Annotated in this window: 21 protein-coding genes; 7 read left to right on the top strand and 14 right to left on the bottom strand. The window is 74.3% G+C overall.

Features of this window, described 5'->3' with window-relative positions; all coding sequences use genetic code 11:
• The first annotated feature begins 130 nt into the window (after positions 1-130).
• Complete coding sequence (locus tag ACL02O_RS12770) at positions 131-1180, top strand: LacI family DNA-binding transcriptional regulator (RefSeq protein WP_412818239.1); 1050 nt, start codon at positions 131-133, stop codon at positions 1178-1180.
• On the opposite strand, the gene ACL02O_RS12765 is transcribed toward ACL02O_RS12770, so the two are convergent.
• The 5 genes from ACL02O_RS12765 to ACL02O_RS12745 all read right to left on the bottom strand — a co-directional run bounded on the left by ACL02O_RS12765 (position 1158) and on the right by ACL02O_RS12745 (position 7195).
• Positions 1158-2543: an aminotransferase-like domain-containing protein gene (locus ACL02O_RS12765; protein WP_412818247.1), complete on the bottom strand. Its 1386-nt coding sequence runs from the start codon at positions 2541-2543 to the stop codon at positions 1158-1160. The genes ACL02O_RS12770 and ACL02O_RS12765 overlap by 23 nt on opposite strands.
• Positions 2492-3655 (bottom strand): alpha-hydroxy acid oxidase, encoded by a 1164-nt coding sequence (locus tag ACL02O_RS12760; RefSeq protein WP_412818238.1) that lies wholly within the window; start codon positions 3653-3655, stop codon positions 2492-2494. The genes ACL02O_RS12765 and ACL02O_RS12760 overlap by 52 nt, the downstream gene beginning before the upstream one ends.
• Complete coding sequence (locus ACL02O_RS12755) at positions 3648-4622, bottom strand: alpha/beta hydrolase (protein WP_412818237.1); 975 nt, start codon at positions 4620-4622, stop codon at positions 3648-3650. The genes ACL02O_RS12760 and ACL02O_RS12755 overlap by 8 nt, the downstream gene beginning before the upstream one ends.
• A gap of 9 nt (positions 4623-4631) precedes the next feature.
• Complete coding sequence (locus ACL02O_RS12750) at positions 4632-5849, bottom strand: cytochrome P450 (protein WP_412818236.1); 1218 nt, start codon at positions 5847-5849, stop codon at positions 4632-4634.
• 65 nt (positions 5850-5914) lie between these two features.
• Positions 5915-7195, bottom strand: coding sequence for an SGNH/GDSL hydrolase family protein (locus ACL02O_RS12745; RefSeq protein WP_412818246.1), 1281 nt, complete (start codon positions 7193-7195; stop codon positions 5915-5917).
• A 347-nt stretch (positions 7196-7542) separates the two neighbouring features.
• Here ACL02O_RS12745 and ACL02O_RS12740 point away from each other — a divergent pair, with 347 nt between their 5' ends.
• The 3 genes from ACL02O_RS12740 to ACL02O_RS12730 all read left to right on the top strand — a co-directional run bounded on the left by ACL02O_RS12740 (position 7543) and on the right by ACL02O_RS12730 (position 10934).
• Positions 7543-9132 carry a class I adenylate-forming enzyme family protein gene (locus tag ACL02O_RS12740; protein WP_412818235.1) on the top strand — a complete coding sequence of 530 codons (1590 nt, stop codon included), beginning with the start codon at positions 7543-7545 and terminating at the stop codon, positions 9130-9132.
• 37 nt (positions 9133-9169) lie between these two features.
• Positions 9170-10393, top strand: coding sequence for an MFS transporter (locus ACL02O_RS12735; RefSeq protein ID WP_412818234.1), 1224 nt, complete (start codon positions 9170-9172; stop codon positions 10391-10393).
• Positions 10394-10541: 148 nt separating this feature from the next.
• Positions 10542-10934 (top strand): MmcQ/YjbR family DNA-binding protein, encoded by a 393-nt coding sequence (locus ACL02O_RS12730; protein WP_412818233.1) that lies wholly within the window; start codon positions 10542-10544, stop codon positions 10932-10934.
• A 70-nt stretch (positions 10935-11004) separates the two neighbouring features.
• On the opposite strand, the gene ACL02O_RS12725 is transcribed toward ACL02O_RS12730, so the two are convergent.
• Genes ACL02O_RS12725 through ACL02O_RS12715 form a run of 3 tightly spaced genes read right to left on the bottom strand, consistent with a single transcriptional unit; the run spans position 11005 to position 13070 of the window.
• Positions 11005-11475 carry an SLOG cluster 4 domain-containing protein gene (locus tag ACL02O_RS12725; protein ID WP_412818232.1) on the bottom strand — a complete coding sequence of 157 codons (471 nt, stop codon included), beginning with the start codon at positions 11473-11475 and terminating at the stop codon, positions 11005-11007.
• A gap of 23 nt (positions 11476-11498) precedes the next feature.
• The gene (locus ACL02O_RS12720; RefSeq protein WP_412818231.1) at positions 11499-12770 is read right to left on the bottom strand and encodes a cupin domain-containing protein; all 1272 of its coding nucleotides are present in this window, start codon (positions 12768-12770) and stop codon (positions 11499-11501) included.
• A 9-nt stretch (positions 12771-12779) separates the two neighbouring features.
• Positions 12780-13070: a hypothetical protein gene (locus ACL02O_RS12715; RefSeq protein WP_412818230.1), complete on the bottom strand. Its 291-nt coding sequence runs from the start codon at positions 13068-13070 to the stop codon at positions 12780-12782.
• Positions 13071-13328: 258 nt separating this feature from the next.
• On the opposite strand from ACL02O_RS12715, the gene ACL02O_RS12710 reads away from it, so the two are divergent.
• The gene (locus ACL02O_RS12710; protein ID WP_412818229.1) at positions 13329-13514 is read left to right on the top strand and encodes a hypothetical protein; all 186 of its coding nucleotides are present in this window, start codon (positions 13329-13331) and stop codon (positions 13512-13514) included.
• Between the two features lie 9 nt (positions 13515-13523).
• Entirely contained in the window at positions 13524-14360 is an 837-nt protein-coding gene (locus ACL02O_RS12705) for a DUF72 domain-containing protein (RefSeq protein WP_412818228.1), read from the top strand.
• Here ACL02O_RS12705 and ACL02O_RS12700 read toward each other — a convergent pair.
• The 6 genes from ACL02O_RS12700 to ACL02O_RS12675 all read right to left on the bottom strand — a co-directional run bounded on the left by ACL02O_RS12700 (position 14317) and on the right by ACL02O_RS12675 (position 18617).
• On the bottom strand, positions 14317-14745 hold the full coding sequence (locus ACL02O_RS12700; RefSeq protein ID WP_412818227.1) for a DUF2267 domain-containing protein: 429 nt from the start codon (positions 14743-14745) through the stop codon (positions 14317-14319). The genes ACL02O_RS12705 and ACL02O_RS12700 overlap by 44 nt on opposite strands.
• Positions 14746-15043: 298 nt before the next feature.
• The gene (locus ACL02O_RS12695) at positions 15044-15916 is read right to left on the bottom strand and encodes a DUF72 domain-containing protein (RefSeq protein WP_412818226.1); all 873 of its coding nucleotides are present in this window, start codon (positions 15914-15916) and stop codon (positions 15044-15046) included.
• Positions 15917-15963: 47 nt separating this feature from the next.
• A complete protein-coding gene (locus ACL02O_RS12690; protein ID WP_412818225.1) occupies positions 15964-16362 on the bottom strand; it encodes a TraR/DksA family transcriptional regulator in 399 nt (132 codons plus the stop codon).
• A gap of 296 nt (positions 16363-16658) precedes the next feature.
• Positions 16659-17288: a nucleoside/nucleotide kinase family protein gene (locus ACL02O_RS12685; protein ID WP_412818224.1), complete on the bottom strand. Its 630-nt coding sequence runs from the start codon at positions 17286-17288 to the stop codon at positions 16659-16661.
• A gap of 100 nt (positions 17289-17388) precedes the next feature.
• The gene (locus tag ACL02O_RS12680; protein ID WP_412818223.1) at positions 17389-17997 is read right to left on the bottom strand and encodes a winged helix-turn-helix domain-containing protein; all 609 of its coding nucleotides are present in this window, start codon (positions 17995-17997) and stop codon (positions 17389-17391) included.
• 242 nt (positions 17998-18239) lie between these two features.
• Complete coding sequence (locus tag ACL02O_RS12675) at positions 18240-18617, bottom strand: cupin domain-containing protein (protein ID WP_412818222.1); 378 nt, start codon at positions 18615-18617, stop codon at positions 18240-18242.
• 189 nt (positions 18618-18806) lie between these two features.
• On the opposite strand from ACL02O_RS12675, the gene ACL02O_RS12670 reads away from it, so the two are divergent.
• On the top strand, positions 18807-19730 hold the full coding sequence (locus ACL02O_RS12670) for a DUF3500 domain-containing protein (protein WP_412818245.1): 924 nt from the start codon (positions 18807-18809) through the stop codon (positions 19728-19730).
• Positions 19731-19742: the final 12 nt, after the last annotated feature.

Raw genomic sequence — 19742 nt, 5'->3', positions numbered from 1 at the left:
TTGACCAACGGGCGGGAGAGGTGAGGGGGGGGGGGGGGCGAATGGGGAGTTAGATCCTCTCGGGGGGGGTCCACGCCCGGTTTTTTCCCCCCCCCCGCCATCGCACCATCCCCCTCCGGTAGGAGCGCCCATGCACGCTGCCGCCTCCGCCCCGCCGACCGGCGTCAAGGCCCGGCCCACGCTCCGGGACGTCGCGCTGCTCGCCGGCGTGAGCACGAAGACCGTCTCCCGGGTGGTCAACGGGGAGGCCGGGGTCTCGCCGCCGAAGCTGGCCGCGGTGCGCCGGGCGATCACGCAGCTGGACTACCGGCCGAACTTCACCGCGAGCAGCCTGCGGCGGTCCAGCGGCCGCAGCGCGGCCATCGCCGCGGTTCTGGAGGACCTGGCCAACCCGTTCTCCGCCGCCCTGCACCGGGCCCTGGAGGACGCCGCGCGGGAGCGGGGCGTGCTGATTTTCGCGGGCAGCGTCGACGAGAGCCCGGAGCGGGAGCGCGATCTCATCCACGCCTTCACCATGCGGCAGGCCGACGCCCTGGTCGTCGTTCCGGCCAGCGACGACCAGAGTTACCTCGCCGGGGAGGTGAGCGCCGGCACGCCGGTCGTCTTCGTCGACCGGCCGCCGGTCGGCCTGCCGGTCGACGCGGTCCTCGCCGACAACCTCCGGGGTGCCGCGTCCGCCGTCCACCATCTGGCCGCGCACGGGCACCGCGACATCGCGTACCTGGGTGACCTGCAGACGATCGCCACCGCCCGCGAGCGTTTCCAGGGGTTCCGGGAGGCCCTCGCCGAGCACGGCATCCGGCCGGCCGCCGCCGTCCACGACCTGCACACCGAGCACGGGTCCGCGGCGGCCGTACGTCGGCTGCTCGCTGGCGACTCCCCACCCACCGCTCTCTTCACCTCGCAGAACCTCGTCACCATCGGCGCGATCCGCACCCTGCAACAGCTCGGCCGGCAGCACGAGGTGGCGCTGGTCGGCTTCGACGACTTCCCCCTCGCCGACCTTCTGCAACCGGCGGTCACGGTGATCGCGCAGGACCCGTCCGAGATGGGCCGGGTGGCCGCGTCGCTGATCTTCCGACGGCTGGACGGCGAGCAGTGGCGGCCGCGTACGCACCTCGTGGCGACCCGGCTGATCCCGCGCGGGTCCGGCGAGATCAGCGGGCCGCACCGCCAGTGACGATGGTGGCCGGCTCCGCCAGTTCGTCGGCGACCAGCGCGGCGAGCCGGTCCAGCCCGAGGTCGATCTGGTCCGGGGTCACCGCACTGACCGACAGCCGCAGTGCGTTCACCGTCGCGCCGTCGTCGTAGAAGTGGGCCATCGGGGTCCAGAGCACGCCGTACTCGCGGGCGGAACGGTGCAGCAGGGCATCGTCCACCGCGAACGGCACGGTCACCACCACGAAGAAGCCGCCGGCGGGGACGTTCCACCGCACCGGGCCGCCGGCCGGGAACCGGCGGGCCAGACCGTCCACCATGTGCCGCAGGTTGCGGGCGTACGCGGCCCGCTCCCGCACGGTGGCCGCGACCAGCGAACAGTCGTGGGCCAGCAGCGCCCCGCCGACCACCGCCTGCGCAATCGGCGAGGTGTTCACGGTCACCATACTCTTGATCTTGGCGAGCTGGTCGGCGAGCGGCCCGACCGACCCGTCCGACCCGGCCACCCGCTGGTCGGCGACCACGTACCCCACCCGGGCGCCGGGCAGCACGGTCTTGGCGAACGAGCCGAGATAGACCACCCGGCGGCGGGTGTCCAGCGCCTTGAGGGTGGGCCGCCGCTCGGCGTCCCCGGCCGGGAAGAGGCCGTACGGGTTGTCCTCGATCAGCAGCAGCTCCTCCGCCGCGGCGAGATCGAGCAGCCGCCGCCGCTGCGCCAGGTCCATGCTGACGCCGGAGGGGTTGGCGAAGTCGGGCATCACGTAGCAGGCGCGCGGGCGCAGCCCCTCGGCCCGGGCCCGGCGCAGCTGCTCCCGCAGGTCGGCCAGGTCGATCCCGGCCGGGCCACCGGCGACCGGGCGCACCGGCAGGTCGACCAGGCGGGCGGCCCCGGTCAGCCCGACGTACGTGGGGGCGACGGCGAGCAGCACGTCCGCCGGCCCGGCCCGTAGCGCCCGCAGCACCAGGAACATCGCCTCCTGGCAGCCGACGGTCACCACGATCGTCTCGGGGTCGACGGTGATCCCCTCGTCCACCGCGAGGTTACGGGCGATCAGGTGGTGCACGATGCCCTTGGTCCGGCCGTACTGGAGCAGGGTCCGGTCGACCTGGGCCGGGCTCAGCCCGAGATCTTCAGCGAGATGCCTGCGGAAGGTGTCCAGGTGCCCGGGCAGCACCCCGGCATCGAAGAACTCCTCGTACGGCCGCCCGGCGGCGAGGGAAACCGCGTCCGGGTAGTGCTGCGCCACCTCGTTGAGGAAGTTCATCGAGTTCAGCGCGGGGTCGTCGATGCTGGCGTGCAGGGCCGCCACGGTCAGGTCCACCGGCTCCACGGTCAGCCTCCGATCAGGGTGCGCAGCTGCCGCGCCGCCGCCGGGTCGGCGCAGCCGGCGAGGGTGAGCGCGTCGCGCAGCTCGGCGGCGAGCAGCGCCAGCGCCGCCTCGGCACCGGCCCGGCCGCCGGCCGCCAGGGCCCAGAGCAGGGGCCGGCCGACCAGCACGCCGTCGGCGCCGAGGGCGAGGGCGCGCAGCACGTCGGTGCCCCCACGCACCCCGCTGTCCAGCAGCACCCCGCACCGCTGTCCCACCGCTGCGACCACCTCGGGCAGCACCGTGGCGGTGGCCGGGGCCCCGTCGAGCTGCCGCCCACCGTGGTTGGAGACCACCACGGCGTCCACCCCGACCTCCGCCGCGCGCACCGCGTCCCGGGGGTCGAGCAGGCCCTTGACCAGCAGCGGCAGCGGGGTACGCTCCCGCAGCCAGGCCAGGTCGGCCCAGCTCAGCGCGGGGGCGAAGACCGCGCCGGTGTGCACCGCCACCGCGGACACCCCGGGGGTGCCCTGGTGGGCCAGGTCGTCGCGGCCACCGGGCAGGTTCGCGGCGGTGACGTGCGGTGGCAGCGCGAAGCCGTTGCGCACGTCGCGCAGCCGCCGGCCGAGCACCGGCACGTCCACGGTCACCATCAGCGCCGTGCAGCCGGCCGCCTGCGCCCGGTCCACCAGGTCGGCGACCATGCCCCGGTCGCGCAGCCAGTAGAGCTGGAACCAGACCGGGCCGCCGGCCGCGGCCACCTCCTCGATCGGCGTGCTGCCCAGGGTGCTCGCCACGTAGGGCACGCCGGCCGCGCGGGCGGCCGCCGCCAGGCCCGGCTCGCCGTCCAGGTGCAGCAGTTTCTGGTACGCCATCGGCGCCACCGCGACCGGCATGGCGTACCGGCCGCCGGGCAGCGCCGCCTCGGTGCGCGGGCTGTCCACGCCGGTCAGCACCCGGGGCAGCACCGCCACCCGGTCCAGCGCGGCCCGGTTGGCGGCGAGGGTGGTCTCCGTGCCGCTGCCGCCGTCGATGAAGTCCGACACCGCCGCGGGCAACACCGCCCGGGCCAGCTCGGCGAAGTCGGCCAGGCTGGCGGGCGCAACGAATGCCGCCGCGGCGCGGCCGTCGGCGGCGATCGGAGCCTGACCGTTCGGGGCCGGCGGTTCGACCACGCCGGGCTCAGCCATGCCGGGCACCGTCCCTCGCCGCAGCGGCCCCGACCGGGGTCAGCCCGAACCGGTCGCGCAGGAAGGCGGCCGCCTGCTCCTGGGCCTGCCGCCCGGCGTCGAAGACCCCGGGCATGGCGAAGAAGCCGTGGATCATCCCGTCGTAGCGGGTCAGCTCGGTCGGGACACCAGCCTCCCGCAGCCGGGCCGCGTACCGCTCCCCCTCGTCGCGCAGCGGGTCGTGCTCGGCGGTAATGACCAGCGCCGGGGGCAACCCGGAGAGGTCCTCGGCGAGCAGCGGCGAGGCGAGCGGGTGGGCCGCGTCGGCCGGGTCGGCCAGGTAGTGCTGCCGGTACCAGGCGACGGAGTGCCGGTTGAACAGCAGTGGGTCCTCGTCGGCCGGGGCCGGGCCGGGCCGTTGGTCGGCGTTCGGGTAGACCAGCAGCTGGGCGACGAGCCCGGGGCCGCCGTCGGCGCGGGCCAGCAGGGTGACCGCGGCGGCGAGGTTGCCGCCGGCGCTGTCCCCGCCGACCGCGAGCCGGTCCGGGTCGGCGCCGACCTCGTCGGCGTGCGCAACCAGCCAGCGCAGCGCCGCGTAGCAGTCGTCCACGGCCGCCGGGAAGCGGTGCTCTGGAGCCAGCCGGTAGCCGACGGTCAGGGTCTGGCAGCCGGCGGTGTTGACCAGCCGGCGGCAGATCGCGTCGGCAGTGTCCACGCTGCCCAGCGTCCAGCCGCCGCCGAAGAAGTAGACCAGGGTGGGCAGCGGGCCGCCCCCGGCGGGCCGGTGGATCCGCACCGGCAGCGGCCCGTCCGGGCCGGGGACCTGCGCGTCGCGTACCTCGTGGACCGGCTCGACCGCGCCGGAGCCGGCGCGGATCGCGGCGAGGTCGGCGGCGCGGGCCTCGGCCAGGGTCTGGGTGTAGAGCGGTACGGTGCCGGCGGTCGCGCGCGCGGCCCGCCACGCGACCACCTGCGGGTCGAGTGCCATCGTGGTCTCCTAGCTGCCGGTGGTGACGAAGAGCTTGTCGATGCCGCGCAGGAAGAGGCTGCCGCTGTACGTCGGCGTCCGGCTGATCGCCAGCCGCGGAAAGCGGGCGAAGAGCCGGGGCAGCGCCAACCGCCCCTCCAGCTTGGACACCGCCGAGCCGAGGCAGAAGTGCAGCCCGACCCCGAAGGCGAGCGACGGCGGGCCGTCCCGGTGCGGGTCGAACCGGTCCGGGTCCGGGAAGCGGGCCGGGTCGCGGTTGGCCGCGGCGATCAGCAGCAGCACGTTCTCGTCCGCCTTGACCGGCACGCCGCCCAGCTCGGTGTCGCGTGGCGCGGAGCGGGCCAGAAAGTGCACCGGGCTCTCCATCCGCAGGATCTCGTCCACGCAGCCCCGCGCGAGGGCGTCGTCGCCGGGCAGCGCGGCGACCACGTCGGGGTGGGCCAGCAGCAGCGGCAGGCCGTTGCTGAACATGTAGACGGTGGTGACGAAGCTGGCGTTGAAGAGCACGATCAGGTTGCTGATCAGCTCCTCCTCGGTCAGCTCCACGCCGCCGGCGTCCAGCACCTCGACCAGCCCGCTGATCAGGTCCTCGCCGGGCTGCCGCCGCCGGTGGGCGATCAGGTCGCGGTAGTAGACGCGCAGCTCCTCGGCGGCCCGGTTGGCCCGCGCCAGCCGTTCCGGGGTCTTGCCGGCGACGTCCATGTACTCGTCGATCCAGTCGACCCGCTGCCGGTACCAGGACAGGTCCGCCTCGGGCAGGCCGATGAACTCGGCCATCACCAGCGCCGGCACCGGATACGCGAAGTCGGCGACGAAGTCCACCTCGGCGCCGCCCGCGCCCGCCTCGGCCATCCGGTCCAGCCGTTCCTCGACGACCCGGACGACGACCGGCTCCAACGCGCCGAGCCGGCGCGGGGTGAAGGTCTTCGCGAAGACCGCCCGCATCCGGGTGTGGTCGGGCGGGTTGATGAACATCATCGAGCTGAGGAAGGTGCGCAGAATCTCCTGCTGCTCCCAACCCGGCGGGTAGCCCTTGTACCACCCCGGGTCGCGCAGCACCTGGTCGACCAGGTCGTACCCGCCGGCCACTGCGGTGATGGTGCTGTGCTCGGCGCGGGTCGGGATGGTGTTGATCGGCCCGTGCCCGTGCAGGGCCGCGTACCACGGATAGGGGTTCTGTCGGCCCGGCTCGCTGTACAGCCCGGTCAGGATCTCATCGACGTCCATGGCTGCATCCTTCCCCAGGATTCGGTGGTGGGGGCGGCGCGGTGCCGGCGCCGCCCCCACCGTTGTCACAGACCGAGCAGTCGCAACGGTACGGCGTCCGCCATGGCCTGCGCGCCGCTGTCATTCGGGTGGATGTGGTCCCCGGCGTCGTACGCCGGCAGCAGCCGGCTCGGGCGCTCCGGGTCGCGCAGCACGGCGTCGAAGTCGAGCACGCCGTCGAACTCCGCCGCGCCCGCGCCGCGCAGCCAGGCGTTCACCGCCTGCCGGGTGGCCTCCTTCTCCTCCGTCCACACCCCCGGTCCGCCGTTGCCCTCGTACGGGGTGATGGTGCCGACCAGGCTGGTCAGGCCGCGCTCCCTGGCCTGCTGGTTGATCTGGCGCAGGGCGGCGATGATGCTCTCCGCGCTGTCACCGTTCATCCAGATGTCGTTGATGCCGAGGTGGGTGATGAGGGTGCGCACCCCGGTCTGCGGGAAGACGTCCTCGTTGAGCCGGGCCAGGGCGTTCGGGCCCAGCTCGTTGTAGCCGGGGAAGCCGCCCGCGCCGGGCTCCGGGCCCTCGTGGTTGAGCCGGTTGCCGGAGAGGCTCATGTTCAGCACGCCCGGGGTGCGGACCTCCGGGCGGGCGTCGATGAGCCGCGCGGCGAGCAGGTCCGGCCAGCGCCGGTCCTCGTTGACGGTGCTGCCGTTGCCGTCGCCGATGGAGTCACCGAGGACGACCACCGAGCCGGGACTCATCCGGCGCTCCACGTCGATACCGGACAGGAACATCCAGCAGCAGTTCGGCTTGATGGTGAAGCCCGCGCCGTCGGCGGCGGTGGTCAGGTCGGTGGCGCCGATGAAGTTGGTCACCCGGGACTGGCCGTGGAACGAGACCGGGCCGGTGAGCACCGGGAAGTACAGGGTGACGACCAGGTCCTCCTGCTCGTCGACCGGGAAGTCCAGCGGGTCGCTGAGCAGTTCGGCACCCCGGTTGATGGTGGCCGAGGTGGCGCCGGAGAAGGTGAGTTCCCGGACGGTGGCGGGGTCGATGTCGGACCGGTCCTCGGTCGCGGCGACGGGCCGGGCGACGGTGGCGTGGCCGACCTGCACGGCCTGCTCGCCGTAGAGGTTGGTCAGCCGGACCCGCAGCCGGTCGCCGCCGACGGTGGTCTGCACGGTCATCCGGATGCTCTGGTTGTTCAGGCCGGTGTTGGTCAGGCCCACGGTGTTGCCGCGGGTCACCGCGGCGGCCCAGCTGGCCGCCCATTCGGTGCGCCCGCGCCGGGCGCTGTCGGTGTCGGCGGGGCCGGCGCTCGCGGTGACCGCCGGGGTACCGGCGATCAACAGCGTGGCGGCGGAAGCTATCACGTGCCATCTCTTCGGGGTCGGCATTGATCCTCCATCGTCGGCAGCCCCGAGCACCGTCGGATCGACGGACGTGCTCGGGTGATGGAGCGGAAACTAACCGTCCACCAAGACGAGCGTCAATCGACCTGATCGACATGATCAAATGTCCTCGGGGTGCCGGCGGACGCCGTTCGGCTCTGTCCCACCCCGACGCCGGGTGCCTACGCTCGAACCGGCGGCGGTGCGGTCGCCGACCCTGGCACCTGTCGTCGCGTCCTGGCTCTGACCTGCCCGGACGCTGTCCTCGGCGGCCTGCGGGCGGATCCCCGCCGGGCCTGTCGGCCGATCACGATGGGGGCACTGCGATGACTCACGGCGCCGACCGACCGACGTCCTACGTGCACCGCGCGCTCGATCTGTTCGCCGGCTTCGGCGACCGGGAGGCGCTGGTGGGCGGCGGCCGACGGCTGACCTACCGGGAGGTCGCCGCCGAGGTACGCGGCCTGGCCGGCGCGCTGCTGCGACACGGCGTACGCCCCGGCGACGCGGTGCTGGTGATGCTCGGCAACGCGGTCGAGGGCCCGCTGCTCCAGCTCGCCCTGCACCTGCTGGGCTGCCGGACCATGTGGGTCGCCCCGGTGACCTCCCGCCGGGAGGTCGACGAGTTCGTCGCCCTCGCGCGCCCGGACGCCTTCGTCCACGACGCCCGGGACGGCGACTCGGTCGGACCGGAGATCGCCGCCGGGCTGCCCGGTGTACCGGTGCTCTGCCTCGGCCCGGGCGGCGCGGGCCCGGACCTCACCGTGGCCGGCGGCGAGCCGCCGGAGCTGCCCGACGCGGTGCCCGCGCCGGAGTCGTTCCTGCAGACCAGCGGGACCACCGGCACGCCCAAGCTGGTGCACCACCGGGAGAGCTTCTACCAGCAGATCCTGGCCCTGGCCGCAGACTTCCGGGCGGCCGGCTTTCCGCTGCTGCGGCACCTGTCACACTCGCCGATGTGGCTGGCCAGCGGACAGATCACCACCCTGTTCAACCTGTTCACCGGCGGGGTGCTGTTCCTGCGTGAGCGGTGGGACCCGGCGGCGTTCATCCGGACCGTGGACGCCGAGCGGCTCACCTCCACCTTCGTCACCCCGCCGATGCTCTACGAGGTGCTCGACCACCCGGCCCTGGAGGGGGCCGACTTCTCCGCCATGTTCATGTTCAACGTGGGCGCCGGCCCCGCCGCACCGGCCCGGCTGCGCCAGGCGATCGCCCGCTTCGGCCCGTGCCTGCGCATCGTCTACGGGCTCAGCGAGGCGGTGGTGATCTGCGCGCTGCCCGGGCTGACCGAGGACCCGGAGCATCCGGAGCGGCTGCGCTCCTGCGGCCGGCCGTACGGGGACGTGACGGTGGAGATCCGCGACGGTGAGCGCCGGGTGCTGCCGGCCGGCGCGGACGGCGAGGTGTGGGTCCGCACGAAGCTCAGCTTCGCCGGCTACCACGGCCAGCCCGAGCTGACCGCCGAGACGCTGGTCGACGGCTGGGTACGCACCCGCGACATCGGCCACCTGGACGACGACGGCTACCTCTACCTGGTCGACCGGCTCCAGGACCGGATCCTCACTCGGCAGCGGAGCTGGCCGATCTACTCCCGCCCGATCGAGGACGTGCTCGCCGCCCACCCCGAGGTACGCGCCGCCGCCGTGATCGGCGTACCGGACCCGGTGGCCGGGGAGCTGCCGTACGCGTACGTGGTGCCGGCGCCGGGCGCGGCGGTGACCGGGGCGGAGCTGATCGCGCTGGTGACCCGGGAGCTGAGCGACACCTGGGCACCCGGCGGGGTGGAGTTCGTCGACGCGTTGCCCCTGAACCGCTCGGCCAAGGTGGACAAACGCGCCCTGCGGGCCCGGTACGCGGCCGCCCACCCGGCCGACACGGAGTCGGTGGGAACCGTGATCGGGAGTTCGGCGTGACCCCCCGCCGGGAGCCGTACACCGGGCAGGCCCCGGCATGACCCCGCGCCGGGAGCTCTACACCCTGGTCGGCGCGGACCTGCTGTCCAACCTGGGCACCCGGATCTCCGTGGTGGCGATCCCGTGGCTGGTGCTGCAGACCACCGGCAGCCCGACCCGGATGGGCCTGGTCGCGGCGGCCGAGACGCTGCCGTACATGCTCTCCAGCGCCCTCGCCACCCCGTGGGCGGACCGGTTCGGGGTGCGCCGTACGGCGGTCGCGGTGGACGCGGCCAGCGCGGCGGCGATGGCGGTGGTGGCGCTGGCCCCCTGGCTCGGGTTCGGCGCCCTGCTGGGCCTGGTGGCGGTGGCCGGCGGGCTGCGCGGCATCGGCGACCGGGTCAAGCACGTGCTGTTCAAGCCGGCCGCCGAGCGGGCGGGGGTGCCGCTGATCCGGCTCACCTCCGCCTACGACGGGCTGACCCGGGGCATGACGCTGTTCGGCGCGGTGCTCGGCGGGCTGCTCATCGACTGGGTCGGGGTGACCCGGGCGATCTGGATCGACGCGGCCACGTTCGCGGTCTGCGCGCTGCTGATCGGCGCGCTGGTCCGCCCGCCCGCGCCCACGCACCCTGCCCCCCGGGAGAGCTACCTGCGCGCGCTGCGCGGCGGGTTCGGCCACCTGCGTACCGACCGGGTGCTGCTGACCATGCTGGTGGTGGTCTCGGTGTCGAACATGTTCGCCAACGCCAGCGTCGCCGTGTGGATCCCGCTCTGGGTCGACCGGGTGCTCGGCGACCCGGCCGGTTTCGGCCTGCTGCTGGGTGCCTTCTCCGGCGGGGCGCTGCTGGGCAACCTGCTCTTCACCGTGGCTGGCACGCGCCTGCCCCGCCGGCTCACCTTCGCCCTGGGCCTGACCCTCAGCGGCGCGCCCCGGCTGCTGGCGCTCGCCCTCAGCGACCACCTCGCCGTGGTGCTCGGCGTGACCTTCCTGTCCGGTATCGCGATCGCGGCGGTGAACCCGCTGCTCGGCGCGGCCCTCTACGAGCGGGTGCCGGAGTCGTTGCAGACCCGGGTGCTGGGCATCGCGGGTTCGGTGGCGTTCCTCGGCCTGCCGGTGGGGGCGCTGCTCGGCGGCTGGTCGGTGGCGCTGCTGGAGTTGACCCCGGCGCTGCTGGTGATGGCGGTGGCCTGCCTGGTGCTCACGGTCGGGCCGCTGCTGCTGGCCCGGTCACGGTCGGACCGTCCGGCGCCGGAGCCGGCGGTCCCCACCGCGGCGTGAGGCGCGTCTGTCGAGCTCACGGTGACCTCGCACCGCTCCGCGAGCCGGTCCAGGTGCCGGTCGTGCCGCTCGGCGACGGCCCGCACCCGCCACCTTGGCAAGATCCATTCGGGACGATCCAGTCGGTGGAGCGGCGTATGGTCGGCCCATGGCCACCTGGGACGACGTACGCCGGATCGCGCTCGCCCTGCCGGAGACCACCGAGCGGGGCAGCCACGACGACCTGCCCGCCTGGCGGGTGTGCGACAAGCTCTTCGTCTGGGACCGGCCGCTGCGCGCGGGCGACCGGGCGGCCCTGGGCGACGCCGTCCCGGACGGCCCGGTGCTCGGCGCGCGGGTGCCCGACCTGGGCGCGAAGGAGGCGCTGCTCGCCGACGACCCGGCGCTCTACTTCACCATTCCGCACTTCGACGGGTACCCGGCGGTGCTGGTCCGGCTGGACCGGATCGGCGTGCCCGAGCTGACCGAGCTGATCACCGAGGCGTGGTACGCCCGCGCCCCGAAGCGCCTCGCCGCCGCGCACCGGGCGTCCACCGGCTGATCCACTCGACGTGCGGCAATCCGCGCTCTCGCCACTTCAGGAGAGCGCGGATTGCCGCAACGCGAGTCGATCACGCCAGGGTCGCGACGGCGGCGCGGACCGCCTCCGCGGGGGTGTCGACGTGGACCGGGCCGGGCACCGAATGGCCGTCGGCGTCGACAATCCGCCAACCACCGAGCACCACCACCGGTATGCCGCCCCGGCGCAGGGCCAGGGCCACCTCGCTGAGCGTGCCCCAGGATCCGCCGACGGCGATCACCGCGTCCGCGCTCCACACCAGGATCGCGTTGCGGGCCTGTCCCATGTTCGTGACCAGGTAAGCCGACACCTCGGCGCGGCCGGGGTCGGTGCCGTCGTCGGGGCGCACCCCGATGACCAGGCCGTCGCGGGCGCGGGCGCCGGCGGCGACGGCGGCCATCACCCCGCCACCTCCGCCGCAGAGCACGGTGATCCCGCGCTCGGCCAGCAGTTCCCCGACCCGCCGGGCGTGCGCCAGCTCCGCTGGCGTGGCCCGCGCCGGACCGCACACCGCCACCTGCATCCGCCTCGCCTCCATCACACAGGTCAGGGCGGGGTGAGCACGGCCTCCCTGAGCAGGCGCCGAGCCAGCACCAGACGGTCCGCGTCGTCGTCCAGGCCGGGCAGGTCACCGACCCGGGTGACCTCGCCGGTGAGCACGGCCCGCAGCGCCGGCTCGCAGGTCCCCGGCAGCGTGATGGTGCGGTCGAAGAGGCGCAGCGCCACCTTCCCGTCCCCGGTTCCGGTGAGCTGCCAGCGCAGTCCGGCCCGGACCGCGACCCGGCTGTCCGGGCCGAGCGCGGCCAGGGCGGCGGCCTGGGCGAGCGGGCGGATCGGCGCCGGCCGGGCGGCCGGCCAGGCCCGCCCGCGCAACCGGGCGGCCACCGCGGCCGGGTCGGCCCGCAGCAGCCAGTCGCGCAGCGCCTCCACCGTCTCGGTCAGCTCCGACTCGATGGCGTCCGGGTCGGCTACGTCGACCCCGAAGGGCAGCCCGGCACGCAACCTGGGGTCCTCGGCGGCGAGCGCCAGCAACTCCTCGACCAGGGCGTACCGGGTCAGCGCCCGGATGCCCACGGTCAGGTGCAGCGAGCTGGACTCCTGCGCCTGCGCGCTGTGCAGCCAGCCGCGGGGCAGGTAGAGCGCGTCGCCCGGTTCGAGCACCACGTCCAGCGCGGGCCGCCCCTCGGCGACGGCCGAGACCTCGTCGGCCCGGCCGCCCCAGGGCTGCTTCTCCAGCGGGTCGGGCAGCACCGGCGGGTGGATCCGCCAGTGCTTGCGGCCGTCGACCTGGAGAACGAAGACGTCGTGGGTGTCGTAGTGGGTGGCGAAACCCTGACTGCCGGCCGGGGTCAGATAGGCGTTGACCTGCAACGGCTGGGCCAGGACGGTGCCCAGCTCCCGGGCGAGGTCGACCAACGCCGGCCAGGTCCGGTGCAGGCCCTGCAAAACCAGGGTCGCGCCGTCGGCGTACAGCGCCAGGACCTTCTCGTCGAGGACCTGGTCGTCGATCTCGGCGCCCGCGCCGCCACCGCCGGTGTACCGCGCCGCCGGCACCAACTGGCCGTCCTTCGCCACCCGCAGGAACGGGGTACGCAGGCCGCGCCGGCTGAGCAGCTCGTCGGCATCGGCCAGGCTGAGCAGGTCGGTGAATCCGGCCGGGTTGGGCAGCTCGGCGGCCCGGGACAGCAGTGGGCTGCGCCCCCAGTGGTCGGCGGCGAACTTGGCCGGATCAACCGCCACGCAGCGGGCCAGGGCATCGGTCGCGGAAAGCGGAACCGCCGGACGGCCGTGGCCGCCCGGCGGGTCGAGGTACGTCATGGCGTCGGGTCAGCGGGCGCTGCCGTCGGCACCGCCGTCGCGCTGGCCGGGGCTCGCGCCACCGTCGGCCGGGCCCTCGGCGCCGCCGTCCGCGCCACCGTCCTGCTGGCCCGGGGTCGCGCCACCGTCGGCCGGGCCCTCGGCGCCACGGTCGGCACCCTGGTCCGCGCCGCGCTCGGCGCCACGGTCCGCACCGCCGTCGGCCCCGCCGTCCTGCTGGCCCGGGGTCGCCCCACCGTCGGCCGGGCCCTCCAGGCCGCCGCCGCCGGTGGTCTGCATGTCGTCATCGTTGAGTGCCATGGGTGCTCCCTCGGGTGTGCCGCCCCGTCGTACGTCGGGGTCCTTCGTGCAGCGGGTGGTACCCCACGCGCGATCTTCTCTAACCACACCGTAGACGCCGGAACCCGGCGACACGGACGGTTCGCAGGGCCGCGCCGTCAGTCACTCGTTACGGCAGGTAACTCCTGTGGAGGGATGACGGCCTCCGGGCTCCGGGCACTCGCGGCCCGACGGGCGGACGGCCCCGACCGGTGCCAGGATGCGAGGAGGGAGGTGGTCATGGCGCAACCGGAGCCGTTGACGCCGCTGGCCGAGGACAGGCGGCGGGCGCTGGCCGTGGTGGCCCGCGGGCTCGGCGACGGCGGCGTCGGCGCGGAGGAGTTCCTCGAAGGGCCGGCCCGGCCGGCCGGCACGCGCCTCGGCGTGCGGTACGGCGCCGCGTTCGAGGTCTTCCGGCTCGGCTAGGCGGCGGCGATGCTCCTGGTCGGCACCTCCGGCTGGCAGTACCGGGACTGGCGGGACCGCTTCTACCCGCCGGGGCTGCCGCAGCGGCTCTGGCTGGAGCACTACGCCGCGCGGTTCGCCACCGTGGAGGTGAACAACGCGTTCTACCGACTGCCCGAGCGCGACACCTTCGTCGCCTGGCGGGACCGGACCCCCGCCGACTTCTGCGTGGCGGTGAAGATGAGCCGCTACCTCACCCACGTCAAGCGGCTGCGGGACCCGGCCGAGCCGGTGGGCCGCTTCCTCGACCGGGCGACGGGGCTGGGCGTCCGGCTCGGACCGGTGCTGGTGCAACTCCCGCCGAACCTGCGGGCCGATCCGGACGCGCTGGACGCGACGTTGCGACGCTTTCCCGCCGAAGTGCGGGTGGCGGTCGAGCCCCGACACCCCACCTGGTGGACCGACGAGGTACGTCGGGTCCTGGAGCGCCGCGGCGCCGCGCTGGTCTGGGCGGACCGGCTCAGCCGCCCGGTCGCCCCACCGTGGCGGACCACCGACTTCGGTTACCTGCGGCTGCACGAGGGCGGCGCGCGGCCGTGGCCGCGCTACGGGCGCACCGCACTGGCCGGCTGGGTGCGCCGGCTGGCCGCCGCGTTCCCCGCCGACGAGCCGGCGTACGTGTACTTCAACAACGACCCCGGCGGCGCGGCGGTCATCGACGCGACCGCCTTCGCCGGGCTGGCCCGCAGGGCCGGGCTGACGGTCACCCGGACGCCGACGGCCCGCCCCACCGGTGCGGCGGGGCAGGCCGGGACGCGTCCGGTCAGGAAATCATCTGACCCAGGTCCTGCGGCATCGCCGACTTGACGTCCTCCCACTCGCCCTGGGTCACGTGCCGGCGCAGGGTGTCCAGCACCACCTGCACCACCTGTTGGGTACCGCCCTCCACGTCGTACGGGAAGCCCTGCCGGACCTCGTAGAGGAAGTCGTCGCGGTTCAGCTTGACCGGCACGTTCTCCGGCTGCCAGCCGTCGAAGTAGACGCCCCGCAGCAGCACCGGCAACTGCTGGGCGAACTCGACGCTCTGCGCCACCGGCATCCGGTCCCGCAGCAGGTGCAACACGGTGCGCAACGCCGCATAGGACTGGTTGCGCTGCTCCTTCGGCCAGCCGTACGCCGCCTCGATCTCCTTGAGCATCACGTTCGTCTTGTCCAGCGAGGACTCGAACGCGGAAATCATCTGCTCAGCCATCTGCCCACCCCCGTGCGTCGGTTTCCCAGCGTCGGTCGTCGGTGCGGCGCGGCGGCCCACTGGGCCCCCGCCAGAGCCGGGTCGGGCTGAACCGACCGGGCCGTCCACCGCGCCGGGAAGAGTCGGACCTTCCGACCACGTGCAGCACCCCGCCGCGGCGTCGATCCGCTACGACCCGCACCGTCATGGCCCACCTCCTGTCGGCCTCGCGGTCGCGTCGGTCGACGGACCGCACACACCGCCCAGACTCGCCGCAGGTGGGGTGAGCCGGCGTCACCCCGAAGGGGTGAATCGGAGCTCAGTCGACCCCGAGGAGTTCCCGCAGGCGCTGCCCGTTGCGCTGGGCGTGGTCGCGGTAGCAGTTGTTCATGAGCACGTGCGTCTGCTCGGCCTCGCCGGCCAGCTCGCGCAGCTTCGGCGCCCAGTCGCGCAGCTCCCGGTCGGAGTAGTCGTAGCCGAACTTCTCGTGGATGTCCTTGCTGGTCCACTTGTCGCTGTGCCCGTGGAAGCGGACCACCGCGAGGTCCGCGGTGGCCGCCAGCACCGGAGGCACCGATGACTTGTGCCCCTGCGGCATGTCGACGCAGACGAACGGCAGCTCGTGTCGGCGCAGGAAGGTCAGGGTCTCCTCGGCGTTGTCGCCGGCGAACCAGGAGGCGTGCCGGAGTTCGAAGACCGGGCGCAGCGGGTCGCACCGCCGCGCCACCTCGAGCAGGTACTGCTTGTTGTCCCGCTTGATGGTGAACCAGGGCGGGAACTGGAACAGGATCGCGCCCAGCTTGCCCGCCTCGACCAGCGGGTCGAGGGCGGACAGGAAGCGGGTCCAGACCTCCTCGTACGCCTGCGGCGGCAGGTCGTCCGGGTAGAGGTTCTTCTTCTCGGTCTCCGGGCGGAGGTCCTTGTAGAGCGACGCGACCCGGGTCGGATGACCGGTCAGCAGGCTGAACGCCTTGACGTTGAAGGTGAAGCCGGCCGGGGTGCGGTCGACCCACAGCCGCGCCGTCCGCTCGGCGGGCGGCGAGTAGTAGGTGGCGTCCACCTCGACCAGGGGGAACTGGCGCGCGTAGTAGGCCAGCCGCTTCTCCGGGGTGTCCGCGGTCTGCGGGTACCAGCCGGAGTCGAGCAGGGTCCGGTCGGTCCAGGAGGCGGTGCCCACCTTGATCTCACCCATCTGGTGAGTCCACCGCGGGCGGGACCGACCGGCAACCCCGGCGAGGCTCAGGCCGCCCGCCGCTCCCGGGTCTGCTTACAGGCCACGCAGGAGGTGGCGGAGGGGAAGATCTCCAGCCGCTCCACCGGGATGGGCGCGGAGCAGCCCTCGCAGAAGCCGTAGGTGCCCTCCTCGAGCCGGGCGAGCGCGTGCTCGAACTGGGCACGCCGGTCCAGGATGCTGCGCAGCAGGGACTGCGCGGTGTCCCGCTCGGCGGTCTTGGTGCCGCTGTCGGCCTGGTCGTCGCCGGCCGTGTCCCCGATCTCGACCAGCCGCAGCACCTGGCTCTGCTGCTCGGCCTGCTCGTACTCCGCGGTCAGCTCGTCGTACCGCGACTGCAGGGACTGCCGGATCCGGTCGACCTCCGCCTGGGAGCGGCCCGTGGCTACCGTGTCGTGGACGAGCATCGCTGCCTGCCTTTCCTGGGGCCTCATGCCGGTCCGGGGCGCGAACGCCCCGGACGTGGTCCGATGGGATGCCCGAGTGAGATCACCCGTGCTCTGTGAGCCGGGCGATTACCCACCCCCGCCGCGGATCAAACCGGAGCTCCCTGGGTTCTTTCTCGCCGTTCGTCCCCGCCTGCGCCGACCGCTGCGTCCCTTTCCGTCCCACCCCGTCCCCACCTGCGGCGATCATGAGGTTGACGGCGGAGTCGATCTCCATCGGCGCGGCCGGCCTCAACATCGACCGCACCGGGCGCGGGTCAGGTGGGCTCGACGAGGGCGGGGTGGCGGGGGTCGTCGGCGCGGATCACGATGTCGGCGAACGAGGCCGGGGCGACCTCGTCGGCATACCGGGCGAACGCCGGCAGGGTCCAGCGCTGCCCGGGTTCGGTGCGACGGTCCAGGGCGGCCGGGGAGAGCACCAGGTGCACGGTGAAGTCGAACGGCAGGCCACCGCCGAGCAGCAACGCGCCGCTGACCAGTACCACCCCGCCGGGCGGCAGCTCGACGTAGCCGGCTCGGCTGGCCCGGTCGGCGGCGGCGTCCCAGAGCGACGGCAGCAGCCGACCGGAGCCGTCGGGCCCGGCCGGGTCGAGCACCTCGCGGCGCAGGCCGGCCTCGTCGACCCAGCCCTCGTAGTAGGCGTCCGGATTGGTCCGGCCGTGTTCCAGCCGCACCGACGCGGGGCGGAGGAAGTCCGCCGCGCGCACGTGCAGCACCTGGCGGCCGGCGGCGCGCAGCGGGTCGACCAGGGCTGCGGCGAGGACGTCCGGCTCCGCGGCCGGTGGGCCGTCGACGGCCACCCGCAGCCGGCCCGGCCCGGCGGTGCCGGCGAGCAGGTCGGCCAACTCGGTGACGAGGAGCTCGGGAGTGATCGGACGGACGCGCATCCGACCATCCTGCCCGGCCGGTCGGGGCGGCCACCACAAGATCGGCCGGGCGGTCGGGGCTCCGTCCGGTCGGAGTCGGCGGGGGTGGCCGGGCCCGGGTTCAGCCGGTGCGGTCGATGGTGACGCGGGCGTCGTCGGCGAGGCGGTAGCCGACGCCGTAGACGGTGGTGACCAGCGGGACGTCCACCCCGACCTTGCCGCGCAGCCGGCGCACGTGCACGTCGACGGTGCGGACGCCGGCGTGCTCGTACCCCCAGACCGCGTTGAGCAGCTGCAGCCGGGTGAACACCCGGCGGGGGTGGGCGACCAGGTGCAGCAACAGGTCGAACTCCAGTCGGGTGAGCGGCAGCGGCTCGCTGTCGCGCAGCACCGACCGGGACGCGGCCAGGATGTGCAGGGTCGGGATGGTCGGGGCGAGCGGTCGGCCCGGGGGCCGCCCGGCCGGCACCGGGTCGGGACGGCGCTCGACCGCGCCGGCGCCGCCGGAGATCACGGCGTCACCGCGTTCCAGCAGCTCACGGGCGGCCTCCAGGAGCCGGCGGGCGGCCGGGGTCAGCGACTCCTCGCAGGCGAGCGGGATGTTGAGGGTCACGGTGAGCACGGGTGTGGCCGTGTTCGCGGGGCGGCGCTGCCCACCGGGAGGACGACCGGGGACCGCGGGTTGGGACGTATGCCATCCGGCGCGCGACGAGGCGGGGCTGACCGACATGGTCCTCCTTGGCTGGTCCGGGTATCTCCCCACGGCCCGGGACGCCGCTTCATCGATGCTTCCCGGCGCCTGTGCGAGGGTCAAGGGGCGGCTGCGTTGCATGAATGTGACAATTGACGAACACATCGGAGCCGAATGCTTGCTCTGCGTACGAGGCCAGATGATTACAGCAGAGCGGCGAGATGACCCGTTACGGGGGGTCCCCGCCCGGTTCACAGTGGCCGGTGCCGGGCCCGGCACGGTCAGCGGAGCACCGGCGGGTCCGCCCGGTAGCCGGGCAGCGAGGGCCAGCGCACGGTCAGCACGACCGACTCGCGTTCGGCGTACCAGGAGTGGTCCACGCCCCGGCCCCAGACCACGTAGTCGCCGGTCTCCCGCAGCACCACGGTGCGGTCCGGCAGCTCGATCCGGAAGGCGCCGCTGATCAACACCAGCAGGGCGGTACGCTGCTCGCCGGTCGCCCAGCGGGACCGGGCCTCTCCCGGCGGGTGCACCCCCCACTTCACCTCGACCTCGGTGCTGTGCCGGACGTCCCCGGGCGGCTTGAAGTGGCCGAGCAGCCAGCCCGCGTCGGTCGCCCCGTCCACGGCCGCCTTGCCGACGTACACCCGATCGTCCATCCACACCTCCCGTGCCGGCTCGGCAAGCTACCAGGCGGAACCCCCGCGGGTCCCCTCAACCGTCCGGAGATCCCGGACGGTCGCCACCCGCGATGTGCGGCAACTCTCCAAGATCGGCATGGGCGGTGCCGCCCGCGCCGGGCACGCGGACGGTATACAGGGGCGGTGGAGGATCCCGTACCCGAACAGATGCGGGCGGCGGCCGGCGCGCTGCTGGCGGCGCTCGACGGGCCGGCCCGGCAGCGGGTCCGGCACGGCTTCGACGACGACGCCGCCCGGCGGTGGCTGGAGTACCGTCCCCTGCCGCGGCCCGGGGTCAGCCTCGCCGACCTGGACGTCACCGCACGAAAGGCCGCGCACCGGCTGCTCGCCACCGCCCTCAGCCCGGCCGCGTACGCCCAGGCGATGACGGTCGTGGCGTTGGAGGAGGTGCTGGACCGGGCGGAGCGCTGGCGGCGCGGCCGGCACAGCGGGGACTACTGGGTGGCGGTCTTCGGCGACCCGGCACGCGACGACCGGTGGGGCTGGCGGTTCGAGGGACACCACCTGTCGGTGAGCATGACGGTGGTCGACGACCAGGTCTCCCCCGCACCGATCTTCCTCGGCGCCAACCCGGCCACCGTCCGGCACGCCGGCCGCCCGGTCTCCCGGCCCCTCGGGCCCGAGGAGGATCTGGCCCGGGAGCTGCTCGACGCGCTCGGACCGGCGGGACGCAGCGCGGCGATCGTCGCCGAGGAGGCGCCGGCCGACATCATCAGCGCCACCCGGGCCACGGCGCCGGGCCGGCTGGACCCGCTCGGCGTGCCTCGGGACCGGCTCACCCCGACCGGCCGGGCGCTGCTCGACCAGCTCGTCGCGCTCTACCTGGACCGGCTCCCGCCGGAGCTGGCCGCCCGCGAGGCCGGCCGGCTCGACGGCGGGGAGCTGCACTTCGCCTGGGCCGGCCCGACCCGCCCGGGCCAGCGGCACTACTACCGCATCCAGGGCGACGACCTGCTGATCGAGTACGACAACACCACCGACGACGGCAACCACGCGCACACCGTGCTGCGCCGCCCGGCCAGCGACTTCGGCGCGGACGTGCTCGCCGCCCACCACGCCGCCGCCCACTGAGCGCCGCCGCCC

Source organism: Micromonospora mangrovicola, assembly GCF_047200535.1.
Lineage (GTDB): Bacteria > Actinomycetota > Actinomycetes > Mycobacteriales > Micromonosporaceae > Micromonospora.
The sequence above is the reverse complement of the archived record's forward strand: the minus strand, read 5'-3'. Positions and strand labels throughout refer to the sequence as shown.